Here is a 19,662-nt window from a genome sequence, read left to right as displayed (position 1 = left end):
TTGGTATAGATGAAAGGTTGGGAAAGTTATGGCATTGACAGCTGGTATCGTTGGACTTCCGAACGTTGGAAAGTCCACGTTGTTCAACGCAATTACAAAAGCTGGTGCGGAAGCTGCAAACTATCCGTTCTGTACAATCGATCCGAACGTTGGAATCGTAGAAGTACCCGATGAGCGTCTTCAAAAGCTAACGGAACTTGTAACGCCGAAAAAGACAATACCTACTGCTTTTGAGTTTACAGATATTGCTGGAATTGTTGAAGGAGCAAGTAAAGGAGAAGGACTTGGAAACAAGTTTTTGTCTCACATCCGAGAAACAGATGCAATTTGTCAAGTCGTTCGCTGTTTCGCAGATGACAATATTACACACGTAAGCGGTAAAGTGGATCCTTTGTCTGACATTGAAGTGATTAATCTGGAATTGATTCTCGCGGATATGGAGAGTGTGGACAAGCGTCTTCAACGTGTTACAAAAATGGCAAAGCAGAAAGACAAAGAAGCAATGATTGAAGAGCCGGTATTGCTGAAACTGGTAGATGCGTTTGAAGCAGGGGAGTCTGCTCGTTCGGTTGAGCTTACTCCTGAAGAAACAGCAGTTGTTAAAGGCATGCATTTGTTGACCATCAAACCGATGCTCTACGTAGCAAACGTTTCTGAAGATGAAATCGCTGATGCTGCAACCAACGAGTATGTTAAAGTTGTTCGTGACTTCGCGGAAAAAGACAATGCAGAGGTCATCGTTGTCTGTGCAAAGATTGAAGAAGAGATGGCAGAGCTTGAGGAAGACGAGAAACAAATGTTCCTTGACGAGCTTGGCATTGAAGAATCTGGTCTTGATCAGCTAATCCGAGCTGCGTACCAATTGCTTGGATTGGCAACGTACTTTACGGCTGGTGTGCAGGAAGTACGTGCATGGACATTCCGTAAAGGGATGAAGGCACCTCAATGTGCGGGCGTCATCCACACGGACTTTGAGCGTGGGTTCATCCGTGCTGAAACGGTTGCATATGACGATCTTATGGCAGCAGGTTCGATGGCAGCTGCAAAAGAAGCTGGCAAAGTACGTCTTGAAGGAAAAGAATACATCGTTAAAGATGGCGATGTTATGCTATTCCGTTTTAACGTATAAGTGGATTGATCAGAAAAAGCAAGGCATGGGAGGACGCAGAATCCTTCATGCCTTGCCTTTTTTTATGACTAAAGTGAATAGAACACCTCGTGCCAATCTAAGAAAATTTTGTGTGTTTAATGCTTCGTTTCCAAATACGTTTTCTATTCCATCCAATCACCCGGTTCATGCAAATAGAGACGTGGACGGTCGGGATCATCTTTTACAAGCCATTCATTTGGAAATTGCTTAAGTTCTTTGTACATCACAAAATCCCCAACGGCTCCTCCAATGAGTAGACCCCCGAGCAATAACCATACGCCATCAGACAGGTACAAGCCGACGATTGCTGGAATAACACCTGTAGTCCAAAAGGGTAAAAGCAACGCCTTACGAATAGCAGCATTGGTCATCCACTCATCTGTAGTGGCATAAGCAATCCCAAGCTTTAAATTTACCCCGACAACCATCTTTCGCCAGGGTACTCCCGCAAAAACTCGAAATCCCAATAAATGAAACAATTCATGTACCACTATCAGTATAATATATCCAATGACTACAATAAGGACTTTCCAAAAAGAGAACGAAATTGCAAGCTCACGATGGATAGCTAATTGAATTAGGATATCGAGTGTGAATAATCCAATAGTTGTCCATAGAGTTACCCATAATCCTGTTTTTGCCACTCGTTGTAAATCCAAGTCAACAATGTATGCAGGTTCACTGGAAGCAATCATTCAAACACCTCTTTCTACATACTGAAGAATTCACTTGCTATCTTTTTCTTTACTATACAGGAGAAACGCTTGAATTACGATTGAACATATGATAGTATATATTGATGTGAGTAAACAAGTTTACTTACTCCTTGCCCGCTGCATGCAGCAGGGCCCAAGTCCATAAGGAGGTGACTACAGATGAGAAAATATGAAATTATGTACATCATTCGCCCAAGTCTAGATGACGATGCGAAGAAAGCCTTGATCGAACGTTTCGACGGAGTCTTGACTTCGAACGGTGCAGAGATCATCGAGTCGAAAGAGTGGGGCAAGCGCCGTCTTGCATACGAAATCGATGATTTGCGTGAAGGTTTCTACCAATTGGTAACTCTTAACGCAGAAACAGAAGCAATCAACGAATTTACACGTCTTGCGAACATCAACGAAGGAATCCTTCGTCATATGGCTGTTCGTCTTGACGCATAATCCATAAAAGTAACGTAAAAAACGATGAGGGAGGTTGAATTCTGATGATTAACCGTGTCGTATTGGTCGGCCGATTGACAAAAGATCCTGAACTCAAATATACACAAAGTGGAATTGCGGTTACACGTTTTACATTGGCTGTGAACAGACCGTTCTCGAACCAGTCAGGCGATCGTGAAGCGGACTTTATCAATTGTGTAGCTTGGAGAAAACAGGCGGAAAACACTGCTAATTTCCTAAGTAAGGGCAGTTTAGCTGGTGTAGATGGACGTATTCAGACGAGTAATTTTGAAGGACAAGATGGTAAGCGTGTGTTCATGACGGAAGTTGTGGCAGATAGCGTACAATTCTTAGAACCTCGTAATGCGAACTCTGAACGATCTAGCGCACAAAGCGGCGCACCTGCATATGGAAACCAACAGTCAGACCGTTCGTATAATCAGAATCAGAGTCAGCAACAGAATCAGCCAACTTATCAGCCTAACCAGCAAAACTATACACGTACTGATGAAGATCCGTTCCAATCAGGCGGCGGTCCGATTGAAGTATCGGACGATGATTTGCCGTTCTGATCCGGATTTCACCCATACGGTTAAAAAGGAGGAGAAACGATTATGGCACCACGTCGTGGAGGAAAAAGACGTCGTAAGGTATGTTATTTCACATCTAATAACATTACACATATCGACTATAAAGATTCAGACTTGCTCAAGAAATTTGTTTCTGAGCGTGGGAAAATTTTGCCACGTCGCGTTACAGGTACAAGCGCGAAGTATCAGCGTAAGCTGACTTCCGCTATCAAGCGCGCACGTATCATGGCACTTCTACCATTCGTAGCAGAAGAAAGATAATTTAAAAAAACCACCTTGTCAGCCTGGGATTTCCTAGGGTGCAGGGTGGCTTTTTTGTTTCTAGGAGAAATCCTGGGAACAGCTTTATGGTTTTGGTGTCTGCACTCTAATCGTGATACAATCAGAGGAGGACATCTGGATGAAATCTACAGAATTTTTCACACGGATGATGTACTACGAACCGGAGGAATCCCAATTATGCAAGACAATGCTCGAAAACTAACATATGGAGCCATGATGATTGCACTGTTTGCAGTCTTGTTAGCGGTAAGTCTTTATATACCTCTATTTGGCAGTGTCTCTATGTTCTTTATACCGCTCCCCATTCTACTTTACAGGCTTCGCTATGATCGAAGAGCAAGTTTACTGGTCGCTGTTGCGGCTATTTTAGTCTCTTCATTACTAGGCGGTTTACTGTACATCCCCGTTGCAATTTCACTTGTATTAATTGGGTTTGTCATGGGTGAGACCATTCAGACAGGGAAATCTAAATTTTATACGGTTATGGCTGTTAGCTTGACTGTCCTTATTTCAATGGTCGTTACGTATGTAGGTGGCGTGTTGTTCTTTGAATTCAATGCGATCGACACCATGATGGATACTTTCCAAGAGGCGCAACAAAGGTTGAAGGATTTTTTATCAGGCCTTGGGGCCCTTCCAAAGGATTATGAAAAAATTACTTCTGATGCTTTTTTGTACTACCGTTCCACAATTCCTTCAATGGTAATACTAGGTTCAGTATTTGCGGGGTATTTGTTTGTTGCTGCGAGCTTTTATACAGCAGGTCGGGTAGGTGCAAAAATTCAGAAGTTCCCGCCGTTTCGGGAAATGAAGCTTCCATTTATGACGATTGTCGTTTACGCGGTGATCATTCTTTCTTCACTCCTAATGGGAAATGATACAACGTCTACGTATTACTTGTTCTATATTAATGCTGTGGTTATTTTGAGATTTGCATTTTTACTGCAAGGGCTTTCGCTTATCTATTACTTTTTAAACGAACGAAAGCTGCCTCGCTTCATCACTATAATTACTACAGTCTTTGCGATTATGCTGAATCCGATCACCATAATGCTTGGGACACTGGATACAGCCATTAACATTCGGGCATGGATAGGAAAAGACAAGGTGAACTAGGAGGATGAGACAATGACATCTTTTTTTAGAAAGAGAGCGATTCGTTATCCGCTAGCTGCCGTCTCACTCCTCGGCGTCTTGGCGGCAGTATTTTTGTTTCTTTTTAACTTTTGGATAGGGCTGATTTATACGGTGATTTTCTTTGCAATTATCGGCTCATCATGGAAAATTGAAGAACAAACTTATGTGGATACTGAAAAGCATATTGAGACCATGTCATATCGTATGAAAAAGGTCGGAGAAGAAGCATTGCTTCAATTACCGATTGGAATTATTCTGCTCAATGAAAAACAAATCATTGAGTGGGCCAACCCTTACGCTGCACAAATCTTTGAAGAGGATTCGTTAATTGGTGAAGAGCTCTTTGAGCTGTCTGAACAATTTCGTTCTTTCTTGAAAGACGATGTACCTGATGATTTGACGTTGACGGTGAAAGAACGTTCCTTCAGAATTGCCTACAAGCCAGAGGATCGCCTATTTTATTTGTTTGATGTAACCAAAAAGCGAGAAATTGAATCCCTGTATTATGCAGACCGAACAGTGATCGGTATATTACTTGTCGACAACTATGACGAACTCGCACAGACGATGGACGACCAAACGCGAAGTCAGCTAAACTCTCTTGTAACCTCGCTTATAAATAGCTGGGGTGCGGACAATGGAATCTTTGTGAAACGAGTCGCTTCAGATCGCTTCCTCGCAGTTTTCAATGAATCCATGTTAAATGAATTGGAAAAGAGTAAGTTTGCGATATTAGATGATGTTCGCGAAAAAACCGCGAAACAAAGTAATGGCCTCACTTTGAGTATCGGTGTAGGTGCTGGGTCTCCTTCTTTAATTGAATTGGGTGAGCTGGCACAATCTAGTTTGGATCTTGTGCTCGGTCGTGGTGGCGACCAGGTTGCCATTAAACGATCGGATGGAAAGTTGAAGTTTTTCGGTGGGAAAACAAATCCAGTGGAAAAGCGGACGAGAGTACGAGCACGAGTCATTTCTCATGCACTGCGTGACTTAATACAAGGTAGTGATCAAATTTTTGTCATGGGTCATAAGATGCCGGATATGGATGCCATTGGTGCAGCCATCGGTGTAAGGAAAATGGCTAGGATGAATAATGTACCAGGATACGTCGTCGTCAATTTCGATGAATTGGATGCAAGCGTAAATCGACTGATTGATGAGATTGAACAGGACTCTGATTTGTATGAGCATTTCATTCATCCGGACGAGGTTTTAGCGAAAATGACAGACAGATCACTTGTGGTTATTGTAGATACGCACAAGCCAAGCATGGTCATTGATGAGCGAGTGATAGATAAGGCAGAAAAACTTGTAGTCATCGACCACCATCGTCGTGGAGAAGAGTTTGTCCAAAATACAATGCTCGTTTACATGGAGCCGTATGCGTCATCGACGGCAGAACTTGTCACTGAGCTAATTGAGTATCAACCCAAAAACGAGAAACTTACGATGCTCGAGTCAACAGCGATGCTTGCGGGGATTGTGGTCGATACGAAGAGCTTTACATTACGCACTGGTTCCCGTACGTTTGAAGCAGCTTCATATTTACGAACGAATGGCGCGGATACAGTTCTTGTACAGCGCTTGTTGAAAGAAAATATCGAAACGTATGTAGAACGTTCAAGGCTAATAGAAACGGTAGAAATTATGGATGGTGGAATTGCCATTGCAAAAGGTGACAACGGTGAACCTTACAACTCTGTACTGATCGCGCAAACCGCTGATATTTTGCTAACCATGCAAGGTATTTCTGCGTCCTTTGTGATCGCACCCCGTTCAGATGGTAAAATCGGTATAAGTGCCCGTTCACTCGGTGAACTGAATGTCCAACGAGTGATGGAACAGCTTGGCGGTGGGGGTCATTTAACAAACGCTGCAACACAACTTATGTTAGATAGCGTAGAAGAAGCTGAAGAGCAATTAAAACAAGTAATTTTGGATGATCAGGAAAGGGGAGAGTGAACATGAAAGTTATTTTTCTACAAGATGTAAAAGGTAAAGGTAAAAAAGGTGATGTGAAAGAGGTTTCCGTAGGGTATGCTCAAAACTTCTTACTAAAGAACAATGTGGCTGTTGAAGCGACACCAGCAGCTCTCAGCAAGTTAGAAGGACAAAAGAATCGCCAGGCAAAAGATGCTGCGGGAGAATTGGATGATGCGAAAAAGCTAAAAGCACACATCGAAGAGCTCACAGTTGAATTGACAGCGAAGTCCGGTGAAGACGGCCGATTATTTGGATCAATCACTTCAAAACAAATTGCAGCAGCACTAGAAAAACAACACGGTATTAAGGTGGATAAGCGTAAGATGGATCTGCCTGATGCAATACGTGCACTTGGATATACGAATGTCTCTGTGAAGTTACATCATGATGTCAATGCGGTATTGAAAGTCCACGTAACTGAAGAATGATAAGGAGATAGTCTGATGGATCAAATGATAGATCGTATCCCCCCTCATAATAACGAAGCCGAGCAGTCTGTCATCGGCGCAATTTTCTTGGATCCTCAAGCGCTCATAACGGCGGCTGAGGTTTTGATCCCTGAGGATTTCTACCGTACTGCACATCATAAGATTTTCTTAACGATGATCGGCCTGAGTGATAAGGGGCAGGCGATCGATGTGGTCACGGTCACGGAAGAACTGTCTGCGAAAAAGGAATTGGAAGACGTTGGCGGAATCTCTTATTTAACGGAGATAGCAAACTCCGTACCAACTGCTGCGAATATTGAACACTATGCCCGCATCGTGGAAGAGAAGTCGTTGCTAAGACGTCTAATTTCGGTTGCTTCTACAATTATGGAAGACGGTTATACACGAGAAGACGAAGTGGAAGCACTTCTGTCAGAAGCTGAAAAGAAGATGATGGAAGTTGCGAATCGTAAAAATTCCGGAGACTTCCGTCACATTAAAGATGTACTTGTGGATACGTATGATAACATTGAAATTTTGCATACACGCAGGGGAGACGTTACAGGAGTTCCAACAGGTTTCACCGATCTTGACAAGATAACTGCCGGTTTCCAACCCAATGACTTAATCATTGTGGCGGCACGACCTTCAGTAGGTAAGACAGCATTTGCCTTGAACGTTGCCCAGAACGTTGCAACTAAGACAGATGAAAATGTTGCTATCTTTAGTCTTGAGATGGGTGCTGAACAGCTCGTCATGCGTATGTTATGTGCAGAAGGTAATATTGATGCATCTGTATTGCGAACAGGTAATCTAGAGGCAGAGGATTGGCGTAAATTGACGATGGCAATGGGAAGTCTTTCCAATGCCGGAATCTTCATCGATGATTCTCCAGGTATCCGTATTAATGAAATCAGGTCGAAATGCCGGCGTTTGCAACAAGAGCATGGTTTGGGCATGATTATGATCGATTACTTGCAACTTATTATGGGAAGTGGCAGATCGGGTGAGAACCGACAGCAAGAAGTATCGGAAATTTCCCGTTCATTAAAAGCACTCGCTCGTGAACTGAAGATTCCTGTAATCGCCTTGTCACAGTTGTCCCGTGGAGTTGAGCAGCGTCAAGACAAACGACCAATGATGTCTGACTTACGAGAGTCTGGAAGTATTGAGCAAGATGCGGATATCGTTTCGTTCTTGTATCGTGAAGACTACTATGACAAAGAAACTGAAAACCAAAATATGATTGAGATTATCATTGCAAAGCAACGTAACGGTCCTACTGGAACGGTGACGTTAGCCTTTGCTAAGGAATACAATAAGTTCTTGAACATTGATTGGTCACAACACGAGTCCTTTGGTGCTTAAACACGAATGTAGGAGAATAGTAGTTCTCCAACGTTCGTGTTTTTTCTTGACGCAGACCACAAAGCTTGGTACAATAATAGCTGTTTGAATGAGGATGCTTATGCATCCAGCGGAGGTGCTGATAATGCCATCAGTAGTAGTTGTTGGAACACAGTGGGGAGACGAAGGGAAAGGGAAGATTACAGATTTCCTTTCAGAAAATGCAGAAGTAATCGCACGTTACCAAGGCGGGAACAATGCGGGTCATACGATTATTTTCGGCGGGGAAACTTATAAACTTCACCTCGTGCCATCTGGCATTTTTTATAAAGATAAGACGTCTGTTATCGGGAACGGCATGGTTGTCGATCCGAAAGCACTCGTTGGCGAATTGAAAGGCCTTCAAGACCGGGGCGTCCATACGGATAATTTACGTATTTCTAATCGAGCACACGTCATTTTGCCATATCACTTGAAACAAGATCAAGTGGAAGAAGAAAGCCGTGGGGAAAACAAGATTGGAACTACTGGTAAAGGAATCGGACCTGCTTACATGGACAAGGCTGCACGAATCGGAATTCGTATGGCAGACTTGCTTGACCATGAAGTCTTCGAAATGAAACTGCGTATGAACTTGAAAGAAAAGAACCGTCTGTTTGAAAAAATGTACGATACAGAAGGATTCAATATCGAAGACATTTTAGAGGAGTACTACGGATATGGTCAAGAACTTGCGAAGTATGTAACTGATACATCTAAAGTGTTGAACGATGCACTTGACCAAGCACGTCGTGTCCTTTTTGAAGGCGCTCAAGGCGTTATGCTCGATATTGACCAAGGTACGTATCCATTTGTTACATCATCCAACCCAGTTGCAGGTGGGGTAACAATTGGTTCTGGTGTTGGTCCGACAAAGATCGATCATGTCGTAGGCGTATGTAAAGCCTATACGTCTCGTGTTGGTGATGGTCCTTTCCCAACGGAACTATTTGATGAAATTGGTGATCAGATCCGTACAGTCGGTAAAGAATTCGGAACAACAACAGGTCGTCCACGCCGTATCGGTTGGTTCGATAGTGTCGTCATTCGTCACGCACGTCGTGTTAGTGGATTGACGGATTTATCCGTGAACTCAATTGATGTATTGACAGGATTGGATACAGTTAAAATCTGTACAGCTTATGAGTACAAAGGTGAAACAATTACAGAGTATCCTGCAAACTTGCGTATGCTTGCTGAATGTACACCGATCTATGAAGAACTACCAGGTTGGACTGAAGACGTAACAAACTGTAAATCACTTGATGAGCTACCTGAGAACGCACGTCACTATTTAGAACGTGTTTCCCAGCTTACAGACGTAACTATTTCAATCTTCTCTGTAGGTCCAGATCGCACACAAACAAACGTTGTGAAAAGCGTTTGGCGTGCATAATTCATAACTTTAAGACGCTTCCTCAGCTTCTGCCTAAGGGCATACTGAGGAAGCGTTTTTAATTTCGGGGAATTTCGACAAAAGTCGGGAGATATTCCCCGGGAAATAATAGACGAACGGGAAATGAATGCTCTCTCTAAGCGGTTTAGGTAACGATTGGAACGTGCGAAAATGCATGAAGAATGGTAGAGTAAAAGGATACCAAGTAAATGCGCCGACTCGGCCGGAAAGGGTAGAATTCATGCAAAACAAAACAATACTCGTTGTAGATGACGAGAAACCCATTGCGGATATATTAGAATTCAACTTGAAAAAAGAAGGCTTCACTGTCTATACGGCATATGATGGAGACGATGCGCTGGCGAAAGTGGAAGAGGTCCAACCAGATATCATGCTACTCGACATCATGTTGCCAAAACAAGACGGTATGGAAGTGTGCCGAGAAGTTCGTAAAAAATACGACTTTCCGATTATCATGCTAACAGCTAAAGACTCTGAAATCGATAAAGTTCTTGGATTGGAGCTCGGTGCAGATGATTACGTAACGAAACCGTTTGGAACACGGGAGCTGATTGCTCGTGTCAAAGCGAACTTGCGTAGGCACCAAAAAGCTACAGCTGAGGATGCGGAAGAAGCTACTAATGATATTGCGGTCGGCAGTCTCATCATTCAGCCGGATGCTTACCTGGCGCAAAAGCGCGGGGAAACGATTGAGCTTACCCATCGTGAGTTTGAACTACTACATTATTTAGCGAATCATATTGGACAAGTGATGACACGAGAGCACTTGTTACAAACAGTTTGGGGTTATGATTACTTCGGTGACGTTCGAACAGTGGATGTTACTATCCGTAGACTTCGTGAGAAGATTGAAGATACGCCAAGCCATCCAACATGGATTGTGACACGTCGTGGCGTTGGTTACTACTTGCGAGACCCGGAACAGGATTAACGGAATGAGAAAAGTGGGGATCTTTAATTCCATTCATGTTAAGTTTGTACTAATTTACGTTTTGCTTATTCTGCTCGCCTTGCAGATTATCGGTCTGTACTTTTCACGAGGGTTAGAAACAACCTTGAAAAACAACTTCACAAACTCGATTAAAGATCGTATCAGCCTCGTTGAATTTAGCGTGCGTGAAGAAATGCTAAAAGAACGCCCCTCGGACGATCCGTCACTCGAAACGAGTTTGCGGACCGTCCTTTCAGGTTTCAGTTCAGATGACATCATTGAAATCCGAGTAATCGATTCAAAATATCGTATTTTGGCAACCTCTTTATTCGATCATCAGAAAACGATGATCGGACAAAAGTCCACGGATGACATGGTCAAGCGAGCCGTTGTATCTGAGACGTCTCCATTACCCGTCATATTATACAATAAAGAAAAACGTGAAAGGGTACAGAAAAGCACGCACCCCATCATGAATGGCAATGAAGTTATCGGAGCACTCTATGTGGAGTCCAATATTGAGAAAGTATTTCAGCAGATCGATCAAATCAATCGAATCCTTGCAGGAGGGGCTGCGGTTTCACTTACAATTACCATCATCATTGGAATCTTTATTGCCCAGACGTTCACCCGACCTATCTCGGACATGCGCAGGCAAGCGCAAGCCATGGCAAAAGGCAATTATTCGAGGAAGGTCCGAGTCTACGGTAATGATGAAATGGGACAGCTTGCGATTGCGTTTAACCATTTAACCAATCAGTTGCTAGAGTCGCAATCCACGACTGAAGCTGAAAGGCGAAAACTAGCATCTGTCCTTGAAAACATGACAGATGGGGTAATTTCAACAGATCGAAAAGGCCGTGTGAGTCTCATTAACGACTCGGCACTTGGCATGCTTCGAATGACTAGTGACCTCGTATTGAACAGACCAATCAATAATATTTTGGGGATTGAGAAAGAATACTCCTTTGAAGATTTGATAGAGATGCGCGAATCGATTCCACTAGACTTCAGTACGGAAGATGAACCGTCTATTTTACGCGCAACATTTTCTGTAACCCAGCGAGAAACAGGTTTTGTAAATGGATTGATTATTGTTCTGCACGATAATACGGAGCAGGAAAAAATAGAAATGGAACGGCGTGAATTCGTATCTAACGTTTCACACGAACTAAGAACGCCACTTACAACGATGCGCAGTTACTTGGAAGCCCTTGCTGAAGGGGCATGGAGAAATGAAGATATCGCACCTGCATTCTTGAACGTGACGCAAACTGAGACGGAACGAATGATACGTCTTGTAAATGATTTGCTGAAACTTTCAAGAATGGACAGTAACGAATACGAGCTCGACACAGAGTGGGTAGACTTCAATACGTTCTTCAACTCGATCATAGATCGATTCGAGTTTTCTAAGTCACAAGAAGTGAGTTTCCGTAGAATCGTTCCGCCAGTGGACTTGTTTGTTGAAATTGATACGGACAAATTGACGCAAGTAATTGATAACATCATTTCCAATGCGCTGAAGTATTCGCCTGATGGGGGAATTGTTCGTTTCAATGTAGCTGTATTAGAGGACTCGATCAGAGTAAGTATTTCAGACGAAGGTTTAGGTATCCCAGCTGCTAATGTGAATCGGATCTTTGATCGTTTCTTCCGTTCAGACAAAGCCCGTTCCCGTGCAATGGGCGGAACTGGCCTGGGGCTCGCAATTGCGAAAGAAATGATTAGTGCACATGGCGGCAAGATTTGGGCGCATAGTGTAGAAGGAGAAGGGACATCTATCTTCTTCACATTACCTTATGAACAACATGACGATGGGGAGTGGGATGTATGAGACATATTGAGACAATCAAATCCGTCATCCTGCTATTACTCGTCCTACTCAGCATTACGTTCACGTTTTCAATTTGGTCATATTCAACAAAGTTAGATCCAATTGATCAGAATCAGTCCGTAGATGTATCGATTACAGGCATACAACATAAGAAACCGATTTCTGAACTCGTACGTCCTTACAAGTGGGTTTTTAAATTTACAGATGATGAGTTATTTGGAACGACAGATTCTCTAGTCATTAAACCGGTCCTTGAGGAAATGATGCGCTGGAAAGTGTTTGGTCTTACGGCAGTGAATCAGAATCTAACGCCAGAAGAACTGCATAGCTTGCTCACAAAAGGAAATCAGTATGTCCTCTATTTTGAAGGTGAAGTACCGGTTTCTGTTTATGAGGATGTGCTAGAAATCGAAGACAAAAACGTTCCTGAAATTCTGTTCAATCGACTCATAGTCAATTGGAACCCTGAAGACAGTTTACCTGAAGTCCACTTTGTCAGTACCGTCAGCATGACGCATTACAAAGCCAAAGTTAAAATGGAAGATACTCAGCGCTTCCAAAAGACGATTATTGATAAGGGTAAAAGGTTGTCGCAATATAAGGAAGTTAAAGTGAATGAGACCAAAACGTTAGCCATATCAAATGAACCCATTACTGCAATCCACTCTACATACATTGAAGAGGAGATAAACCCTTCCTTGTTTAAAGACGCGTTGTTTAATGATCCAATTGTTGTCCGAAGAAATTTAGTCGGGACCAATACAGAAGAGTATGGGGACGATCATGCGTTAATGAATGTAAACACGAAAACGAAAGTCCTGAACTTCGCGTACCCTCCTGAAAGTAAGGAAATAGCGATTCCGTCTGAACTGATGACAACGACTATTGATTTTGTTAATGATCACAGCGGTTGGACTGATGATTACCGCTACTCCTACATGAACCCAGTTTCTGGTGTCATTAGGTTTCAGCTCCATGACAATGGTCTTCCAGTCTATAGTGACGTGCCGAACGGTGCAGAAATTACGGAAATACTCGGAGACAATCGAGTAGCCCGTTATATACGTCCATATATTACACTAAACTCGCCTATCAGAAGTTATGAAGTAACACTCCCTCCAGCAACGGAAGTTGCACGTCAGCTGGAAGCATCAGAAGATCTCGATTTCACTGCAATAGAAGAAATAAAGCCGGGTTATTTACTTATTCATGATACGGATGTTGGTGTCTTGAAATTTGAACCCCATTGGTTCTATTACATCAAAGGAAATTGGGAAGTGTTTCATGAAGAGTTAAATCGGAAGGGAGGCGGCCTTCTTGGATTGGAGTAAAACCAAAACGATCTTCATCATCGTGTTTTCGATATTGAATGTACTGCTGTATTCACTGTATTTGAATCGGAATGATAATATTGAAAACCTCGAAGTGATGGCGAAAACATCTATGGAAGATATCTTGAAGCAAGAAAACATCACATACAAGCTGCCTCCATTCGTAGATAAAGAAGCATCATTTGTTTCTGCAGATGTCGTCGACTTTAACAAAGAATCACTAAAAGATTTGAAGGGTCAAAAAACATACATCATGAGTGATAACCTATTAAGGTCAACACTCACCGATAAAATAACACTTGAAGAAGTAAAGAAAGATGATTTTAAATCGTTTCTCTCCCAATATGTTTTGAACGGAACAGAATATGTCCTGTGGAATATGGATGAAGAACAAAAGAAAGCATTCTTCTTTCAACAATTTGATGGACGTCCGATCTATCACAGCCCAAGTGCCATGCTTGTGGTATCGTGGAACGAGGATGAAAAGATTCAATCGTACGAGCAGCGCATGTTGCAAGACTTTGCGAATTTTAATAAGAAAAATTTGTTGTCACCATTAGAGATCATTGGGTCGCTCGCTTCACGAGGACTATTAAAGCAAGACTCTGAAGTGACGAGTGTCAAAATGGGCTATTCCACGCTTGTGCGTTTAACGGAGACTCAAGTATTTGCCCCTACGTGGGATGTTCAAGTAAAATTAAAGAACGGGGAAAAAGAGCACCACTTCCTCAGTGCCAACGAAGGTAAAGTGATTGAGTTCGAACTTGATAAGGATACGGAAGAAGACGAAGAGCAATCCGAATAAGGAGTTTTTACGATGCGATTCAGCATACTTGCCAGTGGCAGTACTGGGAATTCAATTTATATAGAAAATGAATCAGAAGCCTACCTAGTAGACGCAGGGTTAACAGCAAAACGAATAGAAGCACAGCTTGCGAAAATTGGTCGTTCGATGAAAAATGTAAAAGCTATTTTTGTTACACATGAGCACAGCGATCACATTAAAGGCGTAGGTGTCTTAGCTAGAAAGCATGGCGTACCAATCTACGCTAATCAGAAGACGTGGCAAGCTATGGATGGCCTAGTTGGTGACATTGCGCTGGAGCAACGATTTCAGTTCGACATGGAAACCGTCCAATCCTTCGGTTCAATTTCCATTGAATCGTTTGCCGTTTCCCATGACTCCGTGGATCCGATGTTCTACGTGTTTCATGAGGAAAATCGTAAACTCGCGATCATTACAGATACTGGATACGTGAGTGATCGCATGAAAGGGATCATTAAGAGTGCAGATTCCTTCGTGTTTGAATCGAACCATGATGTTGGTATGCTTCAAATGGGTCGTTATCCATGGAGTATCAAGCGTCGTATATTGAGTGATGTTGGTCACGTATCAAACGAAGATGCAGCGATTGCAATGAGTGATGTTATCGAGCAAAAAGAGACCCAGATCTATTTATCTCACTTAAGCCGTGACAATAACATGAAAGACCTTGCCCGTATGAGCGTCGAGCAGACGTTACAAACATGTGGTATTACCGCAGGAGAGTTCGTGCATTTGCATGACACGGATGCAGAAGAACCGACTGAATTGATCACAGTTTAAGGTAAAACCGTATCGCTTGAGGCGATGCGGTTTTTTGCGGTTAGAACGATTAGTCTGGAAGACCGCTTGAATGAATCATGAACCCGCTCGTTTCCACGTGTTACCCGCTCGTTCCGAGGAAGAACCCGCCCGTTTCCACGCATTACCCGCTCGTTCCGAGGAAGAACCCGCCCGTTTCCACGCATTACCCGCTCGTTCCGAGGAAGAACCCGCCCGTTTCTACGTGTTACACGCTCGTTCCGAGGAAGAACCCGCCCGTTTCCACGTGTTACCCATCCCAAATTAAAAGTTAAAAATCTCAAGCTGTTCATTATTTATAGCGTCCTAAATGGGAACGAGTTATTACATAATATCGTCCTTTTTATGGAAGTCTCCATATTTCTTTTAAATTGATCAAAATGGGGTAAAGTGTAAGGAGAGTATTGAATCGAAAGGACGAGAGCCATGGACGACTACAACCGGGATCGAGAAGAGGAACAACAGCGGCCAACTGATCCACTACAGGAGCCGGGGCCAGTGGAAAATAACGAGGTACCACCGAGTGAACCACCATACAGAACACGAACAACTACAACACCTCCACCGCCCCCAGAACCAACAAAACGAAGAGGTGGATTTTTCCCTGCATTATTTGGAGCCATCATAGGAGGTCTTCTCGTCTGGTTGCTCATGTTTACCGTGGGAGGAACGGGTGATAATGACAATAAGACAACGGGTACAGTAAAGAATTCAGGAAGCTCCAAACAAGTCAGCGTTGACATTGATAGTGATTTAACAGGAGTCGTTGAAAAGTCGACTGACGCGGTTGTTGGAATTACAAACCTGCAACGTGGTCAAGATTTCTGGTCACAATCTGACACACCACAAGCGATTGGAGTTGGATCGGGTGTCCTCTATAAGAAAGAAAATGGGAAAGCGTATATCGTTACCAATCATCATGTTGTCGAAGATGCAGAAGAACTTGAAGTAACTCTGGATGATGGAACAAAGATAGCTGGTAAGTTAATTGGGAGCGATGTTTGGACAGATCTTGCCGTTGTTGAAATTGACGGTAAAGACATAACGTCTACTATGGAATTTGGAGATTCTGATGCGTTAAAGCGTGGCGAAACGGTAATTGCAATTGGAAACCCGTTAGGTCTTGGTTTTTCTGGTTCGGTCACAGTAGGTGTAGTATCAGGAAAAGACCGTTCAATTCCTATTGACATTAACAAAGATGGGACCATCGACTGGCAAGCGGATGTCCTACAAACTGATGCAGCAATCAATCCAGGAAACTCAGGGGGAGCGCTCATCAATATGGCAGGGCAACTGATTGGCATTAACTCCATGAAGATTACAGAGGAGACGGTAGAAGGAATTGGGCTCGCGATACCTATCAATTTAGCCTTCCCAGTAATTGAGCAACTTGAACAGACAGGTGAAGTGAATCGTCCAACAATGGGTGTATCCCTACTCGACTTGCGAAGTATTCCTGTTCAGCAGCAGAGTATACTGAAGTTACCGGAAGACGTCAAAAATGGTGTAGTGGTTACAGAAGTATTCCGTAATACACCAGCGCAAACCGCAGGAGTCCAAAAATATGATACAATTATAGAGATGGACGGAGAACCGATTGAAGACATGGTGACGTTGCGCAAGCACTTGTACAACGAAAAGAAAGTCGGAGATAGTATGACGATGAAAGTCTATCGTGAAGGGAAACCTGTCACAATTGACATGGTTCTGAAAGATGGCAACTCATTCTAATGCACATGTGCATAAAATAACCACTTAGTTATCCACAGCAGGCACGATAGCAGGAAATCCGCTATTGTGCCTGCTTTTTTTATCAACAATTCTATGTTTGTGGATAAAACTGAAAATTTGTGCATAACTTTGTGGGGAATTAAAAATGGAAAAGGGGTGAATAATTTGAAAATTAATAGCTGTGAAACCCATATAAACCGGGCGCTTGACGAATTTGTTGCAAAAGAGGAGACATTTCCGAGCATGGAACCGATAACAAACGAAGAGAAGTTATCCACAACGTGTGATTACTGTGATACACTTGCTGTCTATCTTGTGACGAACACATAATCGGGCACTATATCTAGATGGACTTGTGGATATGTGCATAACTTCTGTGCATAACATTTCAAAAAAGGTGGACAACGCTGTGAATATTACAATTGTGACTGTAGGGAAACTGAAAGAGAAGTATTTAAAAATGGGCATTGACGAATATACAAAGCGGCTCGGTGCCTATGCAAAAATCGAGTTAATCGAGGTAGCGGATGAAAAAGCACCCGAACAACTCAGCGATGCAGACATGGAAATCGTGAAGAAAAAGGAAGCGGACCGCATTCTCACGAAAGTTTCTCCAGACGCCCATGTCATTGCTCTCGCAATTGAAGGGAAACAGAAAACATCTGAGCAACTAGCAGAAAACCTGCAATCACTCATGACCTATGGAAAAAGTAAAATCACTTTTGTCATTGGAGGATCCCTTGGATTGCATGCAGATGTCTATAACCGAGCGGACGAGTTGCTATCGTTTTCGAAGATGACGTTTCCACATCAGTTGATGAAGCTGATTTTGCTGGAGCAAGTGTATCGTGGGTTTAGGATTATGAGGAATGAACCATACCATAAGTAAATGAGGTTTAAAAAATGAGCGATCCAGTAATTTATCTACTGGATCGCTCATTTTTATTTAATCAACTGTACTTTAGAGTGAATGAGAATCTCCTACATCTGACCATTAATTATAGTCAATTAGATAATAATGAATGGGTCTACTGCTAACACCCGTACTTGAAGTCTGGTTCTGTTTGAATATAGTAAGCTGTTCTCACTTCAGCTACCCAGAATGCAAAAGCTTCTCTCCATGTAATGCTATTAAAAAATTCATCGACAGATTGATGATCGGAATCCCAAACTATTAATGTATTGAGTGGAGGAATTCCTCCTAACCATAATCCATTTGTTAAGTCAGTATCACTCTCCCTGACTAATAATATAGGGAGTCCCCGTTGAAAAGCCATAGCTGGTTCAATCTGTGCAAAACTTGAACCTTGCCAGAACGGTGTGGTTGATAAAGGTGGCCCTACATTGGTGTTAACTGTTTCAATCAAATAACGGCGAAAATTTACTGCCAGCATTCCATAGCTGGATGAAACCAATCGACGGACATTGGTTAAAATACTTTCTGGATAGTTTTCAGTAATAGGACCCGTCCTGGGGAAAAGCAAGGCAGTTTCCATTTCTAAAATTAGACGGTTTAGGAACTTTTGCTGTTTTGAATTCAATGTATTTGTCGTACTTAAAAATACGGGGAGGCGAAAAGCACGGTCAATACATTTTTGGTGTACTGATGATACGGTGTCTTCCTTACTTAAGTGTTCGCATTCGGACTGCTGTTTGTTAGTATTGCTTAAATAAGACGTATCTTCATACCAAGACTTATCTTTACTCATTATCTCATCTCCTTTCTTAATTAATATATGGACAATAGCTAAATATGGTTGTACAAATTTTAATCCTTTTCTATATGAAACAATCGTAACCTACGTAATTGGCTAGGCCTGCTAGATATATTTTAGAGAGTAAGAATAAAATTGAAGGGAGGGTGAGTATGGATATGAGTACAACCGTGTTCACTATTCCCTTTTAAAAAAGGGATAAATGCGATAAACCATACCATAAGTAAAAGACATTCTTAAAGTAGCAAAATCATTTAATGAGTCACATTTTTAACTTACGCTCATACAGTTAAATTCAAGTAGAAATTAGGTATTCAGACATTCAACAAGAAAAAGGTTTATACTGATAACTACAGAACAAGTGGGAAGGTAAAGGTGATACCGTTGAATAATAACGATATATTAACTCGATTGAGATATGCATTGGACATAAAAGACATTGAAATGGTGGAGATTTTCGCATTGGGCGGAATCGAAACAACAAAGGCTGAAGTGCAGGACATGTTGTCGAAGACGAAAAACAGTTCGGATGGCGAGGCACCAGACGAAGAGTATATTAAAATGATCGACAACACCACGCTAGAGTCTTTCTTAAACGGGTGTGTTACATTAAAAAGAGGGTCTCAAGAGGAAACTCCTGAAACTATCAAAAATCAGTTCTTAATGACCGCTGACAATAGAAACGTGAATAATATCTTGCTTAAGAAGATGAAAATTGCACTTTCCCTTACTAGTGAAGAGATGATTGATATCTTAAGTGACGTAGGTGTCACTGTGTCAAAAAGTGAATTGAGCGCTGTTCTAAGAAAAGAAGGACACCGTAATTATAAAGAGTGTGGCGATCGATACGCTAGAAACTTCTTAAAAGGGTTGGCAAACATATATCGAGCATGAACTAACTGGAAATCAAAAGGTAGGGTCCGAATCGTTATCGGAGCATACCTTTTTTAGTTGCTT

20 protein-coding genes are annotated in these 19,662 nt (G+C 42.3%); 18 read left to right on the top strand and 2 right to left on the bottom strand.

Annotated elements, in window-relative coordinates; genetic code table 11:
- Nucleotides 1–28: 28 nt before the first annotated feature.
- Entirely contained in the window at nucleotides 29–1,129 is a 1,101-nt protein-coding gene (gene ychF, locus DVB69_RS09285) for a redox-regulated ATPase YchF (protein ID WP_116018788.1), read from the top strand.
- A 143-nt stretch (nucleotides 1,130–1,272) separates the two neighbouring features.
- Here ychF and DVB69_RS09280 read toward each other — a convergent pair whose 3' ends face one another.
- Nucleotides 1,273–1,845, bottom strand: a complete 573-nt coding sequence (locus DVB69_RS09280) for a DUF3267 domain-containing protein (protein ID WP_116018786.1) — start codon at nucleotides 1,843–1,845, stop codon at nucleotides 1,273–1,275.
- 180 nt (nucleotides 1,846–2,025) lie between these two features.
- Here DVB69_RS09280 and rpsF point away from each other — a divergent pair, with 180 nt between their 5' ends.
- From rpsF to rlmH, 16 genes are all read left to right on the top strand, one after another.
- Nucleotides 2,026–2,313 (top strand): 30S ribosomal protein S6, encoded by a 288-nt coding sequence (gene rpsF, locus DVB69_RS09275; protein WP_116018784.1) that lies wholly within the window; start codon nucleotides 2,026–2,028, stop codon nucleotides 2,311–2,313.
- A gap of 44 nt (nucleotides 2,314–2,357) precedes the next feature.
- Nucleotides 2,358–2,885: a single-stranded DNA-binding protein gene (gene ssb / locus DVB69_RS09270; RefSeq protein ID WP_116018782.1), complete on the top strand. Its 528-nt coding sequence runs from the start codon at nucleotides 2,358–2,360 to the stop codon at nucleotides 2,883–2,885.
- A 42-nt stretch (nucleotides 2,886–2,927) separates the two neighbouring features.
- Nucleotides 2,928–3,164 carry a 30S ribosomal protein S18 gene (gene rpsR, locus DVB69_RS09265; protein ID WP_116018780.1) on the top strand — a complete coding sequence of 79 codons (237 nt, stop codon included), beginning with the start codon at nucleotides 2,928–2,930 and terminating at the stop codon, nucleotides 3,162–3,164.
- Between the two features lie 198 nt (nucleotides 3,165–3,362).
- Entirely contained in the window at nucleotides 3,363–4,301 is a 939-nt protein-coding gene (locus DVB69_RS09260; protein WP_147300771.1) for a YybS family protein, read from the top strand.
- 12 nt (nucleotides 4,302–4,313) lie between these two features.
- On the top strand, nucleotides 4,314–6,284 hold the full coding sequence (locus DVB69_RS09255) for a DHH family phosphoesterase (protein ID WP_116018776.1): 1,971 nt from the start codon (nucleotides 4,314–4,316) through the stop codon (nucleotides 6,282–6,284).
- 2 nt (nucleotides 6,285–6,286) lie between these two features.
- Nucleotides 6,287–6,733 (top strand): 50S ribosomal protein L9, encoded by a 447-nt coding sequence (rplI, locus tag DVB69_RS09250; RefSeq protein WP_116018774.1) that lies wholly within the window; start codon nucleotides 6,287–6,289, stop codon nucleotides 6,731–6,733.
- A 15-nt stretch (nucleotides 6,734–6,748) separates the two neighbouring features.
- Complete coding sequence (dnaB, locus tag DVB69_RS09245) at nucleotides 6,749–8,101, top strand: replicative DNA helicase (protein WP_116018772.1); 1,353 nt, start codon at nucleotides 6,749–6,751, stop codon at nucleotides 8,099–8,101.
- 124 nt (nucleotides 8,102–8,225) lie between these two features.
- Nucleotides 8,226–9,515 carry an adenylosuccinate synthase gene (locus DVB69_RS09240; RefSeq protein WP_116018770.1) on the top strand — a complete coding sequence of 430 codons (1,290 nt, stop codon included), beginning with the start codon at nucleotides 8,226–8,228 and terminating at the stop codon, nucleotides 9,513–9,515.
- Nucleotides 9,516–9,756: 241 nt separating this feature from the next.
- Entirely contained in the window at nucleotides 9,757–10,467 is a 711-nt protein-coding gene (gene yycF, locus DVB69_RS09235; RefSeq protein ID WP_116018768.1) for a response regulator YycF, read from the top strand.
- Between the two features lie 4 nt (nucleotides 10,468–10,471).
- Nucleotides 10,472–12,304 carry a cell wall metabolism sensor histidine kinase WalK gene (walK, locus tag DVB69_RS09230; RefSeq protein ID WP_116018766.1) on the top strand — a complete coding sequence of 611 codons (1,833 nt, stop codon included), beginning with the start codon at nucleotides 10,472–10,474 and terminating at the stop codon, nucleotides 12,302–12,304.
- Nucleotides 12,301–13,635 carry a YycH family regulatory protein gene (locus DVB69_RS09225; protein WP_116018764.1) on the top strand — a complete coding sequence of 445 codons (1,335 nt, stop codon included), beginning with the start codon at nucleotides 12,301–12,303 and terminating at the stop codon, nucleotides 13,633–13,635. Before walK ends, DVB69_RS09225 begins: the two co-directional genes overlap by 4 nt.
- Complete coding sequence (locus tag DVB69_RS09220) at nucleotides 13,622–14,440, top strand: two-component system regulatory protein YycI (RefSeq protein ID WP_116018762.1); 819 nt, start codon at nucleotides 13,622–13,624, stop codon at nucleotides 14,438–14,440. The genes DVB69_RS09225 and DVB69_RS09220 overlap by 14 nt, the downstream gene beginning before the upstream one ends.
- A 12-nt stretch (nucleotides 14,441–14,452) precedes the next feature.
- The gene (locus DVB69_RS09215; RefSeq protein ID WP_116018760.1) at nucleotides 14,453–15,241 is read left to right on the top strand and encodes an MBL fold metallo-hydrolase; all 789 of its coding nucleotides are present in this window, start codon (nucleotides 14,453–14,455) and stop codon (nucleotides 15,239–15,241) included.
- A gap of 444 nt (nucleotides 15,242–15,685) precedes the next feature.
- Nucleotides 15,686–16,990: a S1C family serine protease gene (locus DVB69_RS09210; protein ID WP_116018758.1), complete on the top strand. Its 1,305-nt coding sequence runs from the start codon at nucleotides 15,686–15,688 to the stop codon at nucleotides 16,988–16,990.
- Nucleotides 16,991–17,155: 165 nt separating this feature from the next.
- Nucleotides 17,156–17,320, top strand: a complete 165-nt coding sequence (locus DVB69_RS09205; protein ID WP_116018858.1) for a CxxH/CxxC protein — start codon at nucleotides 17,156–17,158, stop codon at nucleotides 17,318–17,320.
- 79 nt (nucleotides 17,321–17,399) lie between these two features.
- A complete protein-coding gene (gene rlmH / locus DVB69_RS09200; RefSeq protein WP_116018756.1) occupies nucleotides 17,400–17,879 on the top strand; it encodes a 23S rRNA (pseudouridine(1915)-N(3))-methyltransferase RlmH in 480 nt (159 codons plus the stop codon).
- A gap of 145 nt (nucleotides 17,880–18,024) precedes the next feature.
- On the opposite strand, the gene DVB69_RS09195 is transcribed toward rlmH, so the two are convergent.
- Entirely contained in the window at nucleotides 18,025–18,699 is a 675-nt protein-coding gene (locus tag DVB69_RS09195; protein ID WP_233505361.1) for a hypothetical protein, read from the bottom strand.
- Nucleotides 18,700–19,083: 384 nt separating this feature from the next.
- Between DVB69_RS09195 and DVB69_RS09190 the strand changes: the two genes are divergently transcribed.
- Nucleotides 19,084–19,599, top strand: coding sequence for a YehS family protein (locus tag DVB69_RS09190; protein WP_116018857.1), 516 nt, complete (start codon nucleotides 19,084–19,086; stop codon nucleotides 19,597–19,599).
- Nucleotides 19,600–19,662 lie beyond the last annotated feature (63 nt).

The organism is Sporosarcina sp. BI001-red (genome assembly GCF_003384035.1).
Classification (GTDB): Bacteria; Bacillota; Bacilli; order Bacillales_A; family Planococcaceae; genus Sporosarcina.
This window is presented reverse-complemented; position numbering and strand designations above follow the sequence as displayed.

Coding starts and splice junctions, on each gene's coding strand:
- ychF (WP_116018788.1), top strand. CDS start 29: ATGGCATTGACAGCTGGTATCGTTGGACTTCCGAACGTTGGAAAGTCC.
- DVB69_RS09280 (WP_116018786.1), bottom strand. CDS start 1,845: ATGATTGCTTCCAGTGAACCTGCATACATTGTTGACTTGGATTTACAA.
- rpsF (WP_116018784.1), top strand. CDS start 2,026: ATGAGAAAATATGAAATTATGTACATCATTCGCCCAAGTCTAGATGAC.
- ssb (WP_116018782.1), top strand. CDS start 2,358: ATGATTAACCGTGTCGTATTGGTCGGCCGATTGACAAAAGATCCTGAA.
- rpsR (WP_116018780.1), top strand. CDS start 2,928: ATGGCACCACGTCGTGGAGGAAAAAGACGTCGTAAGGTATGTTATTTC.
- DVB69_RS09260 (WP_147300771.1), top strand. CDS start 3,363: ATGCAAGACAATGCTCGAAAACTAACATATGGAGCCATGATGATTGCA.
- DVB69_RS09255 (WP_116018776.1), top strand. CDS start 4,314: ATGACATCTTTTTTTAGAAAGAGAGCGATTCGTTATCCGCTAGCTGCC.
- rplI (WP_116018774.1), top strand. CDS start 6,287: ATGAAAGTTATTTTTCTACAAGATGTAAAAGGTAAAGGTAAAAAAGGT.
- dnaB (WP_116018772.1), top strand. CDS start 6,749: ATGGATCAAATGATAGATCGTATCCCCCCTCATAATAACGAAGCCGAG.
- DVB69_RS09240 (WP_116018770.1), top strand. CDS start 8,226: ATGCCATCAGTAGTAGTTGTTGGAACACAGTGGGGAGACGAAGGGAAA.
- yycF (WP_116018768.1), top strand. CDS start 9,757: ATGCAAAACAAAACAATACTCGTTGTAGATGACGAGAAACCCATTGCG.
- walK (WP_116018766.1), top strand. CDS start 10,472: ATGAGAAAAGTGGGGATCTTTAATTCCATTCATGTTAAGTTTGTACTA.
- DVB69_RS09225 (WP_116018764.1), top strand. CDS start 12,301: ATGAGACATATTGAGACAATCAAATCCGTCATCCTGCTATTACTCGTC.
- DVB69_RS09215 (WP_116018760.1), top strand. CDS start 14,453: ATGCGATTCAGCATACTTGCCAGTGGCAGTACTGGGAATTCAATTTAT.
- DVB69_RS09210 (WP_116018758.1), top strand. CDS start 15,686: ATGGACGACTACAACCGGGATCGAGAAGAGGAACAACAGCGGCCAACT.
- DVB69_RS09195 (WP_233505361.1), bottom strand. CDS start 18,699: ATGAGTAAAGATAAGTCTTGGTATGAAGATACGTCTTATTTAAGCAAT.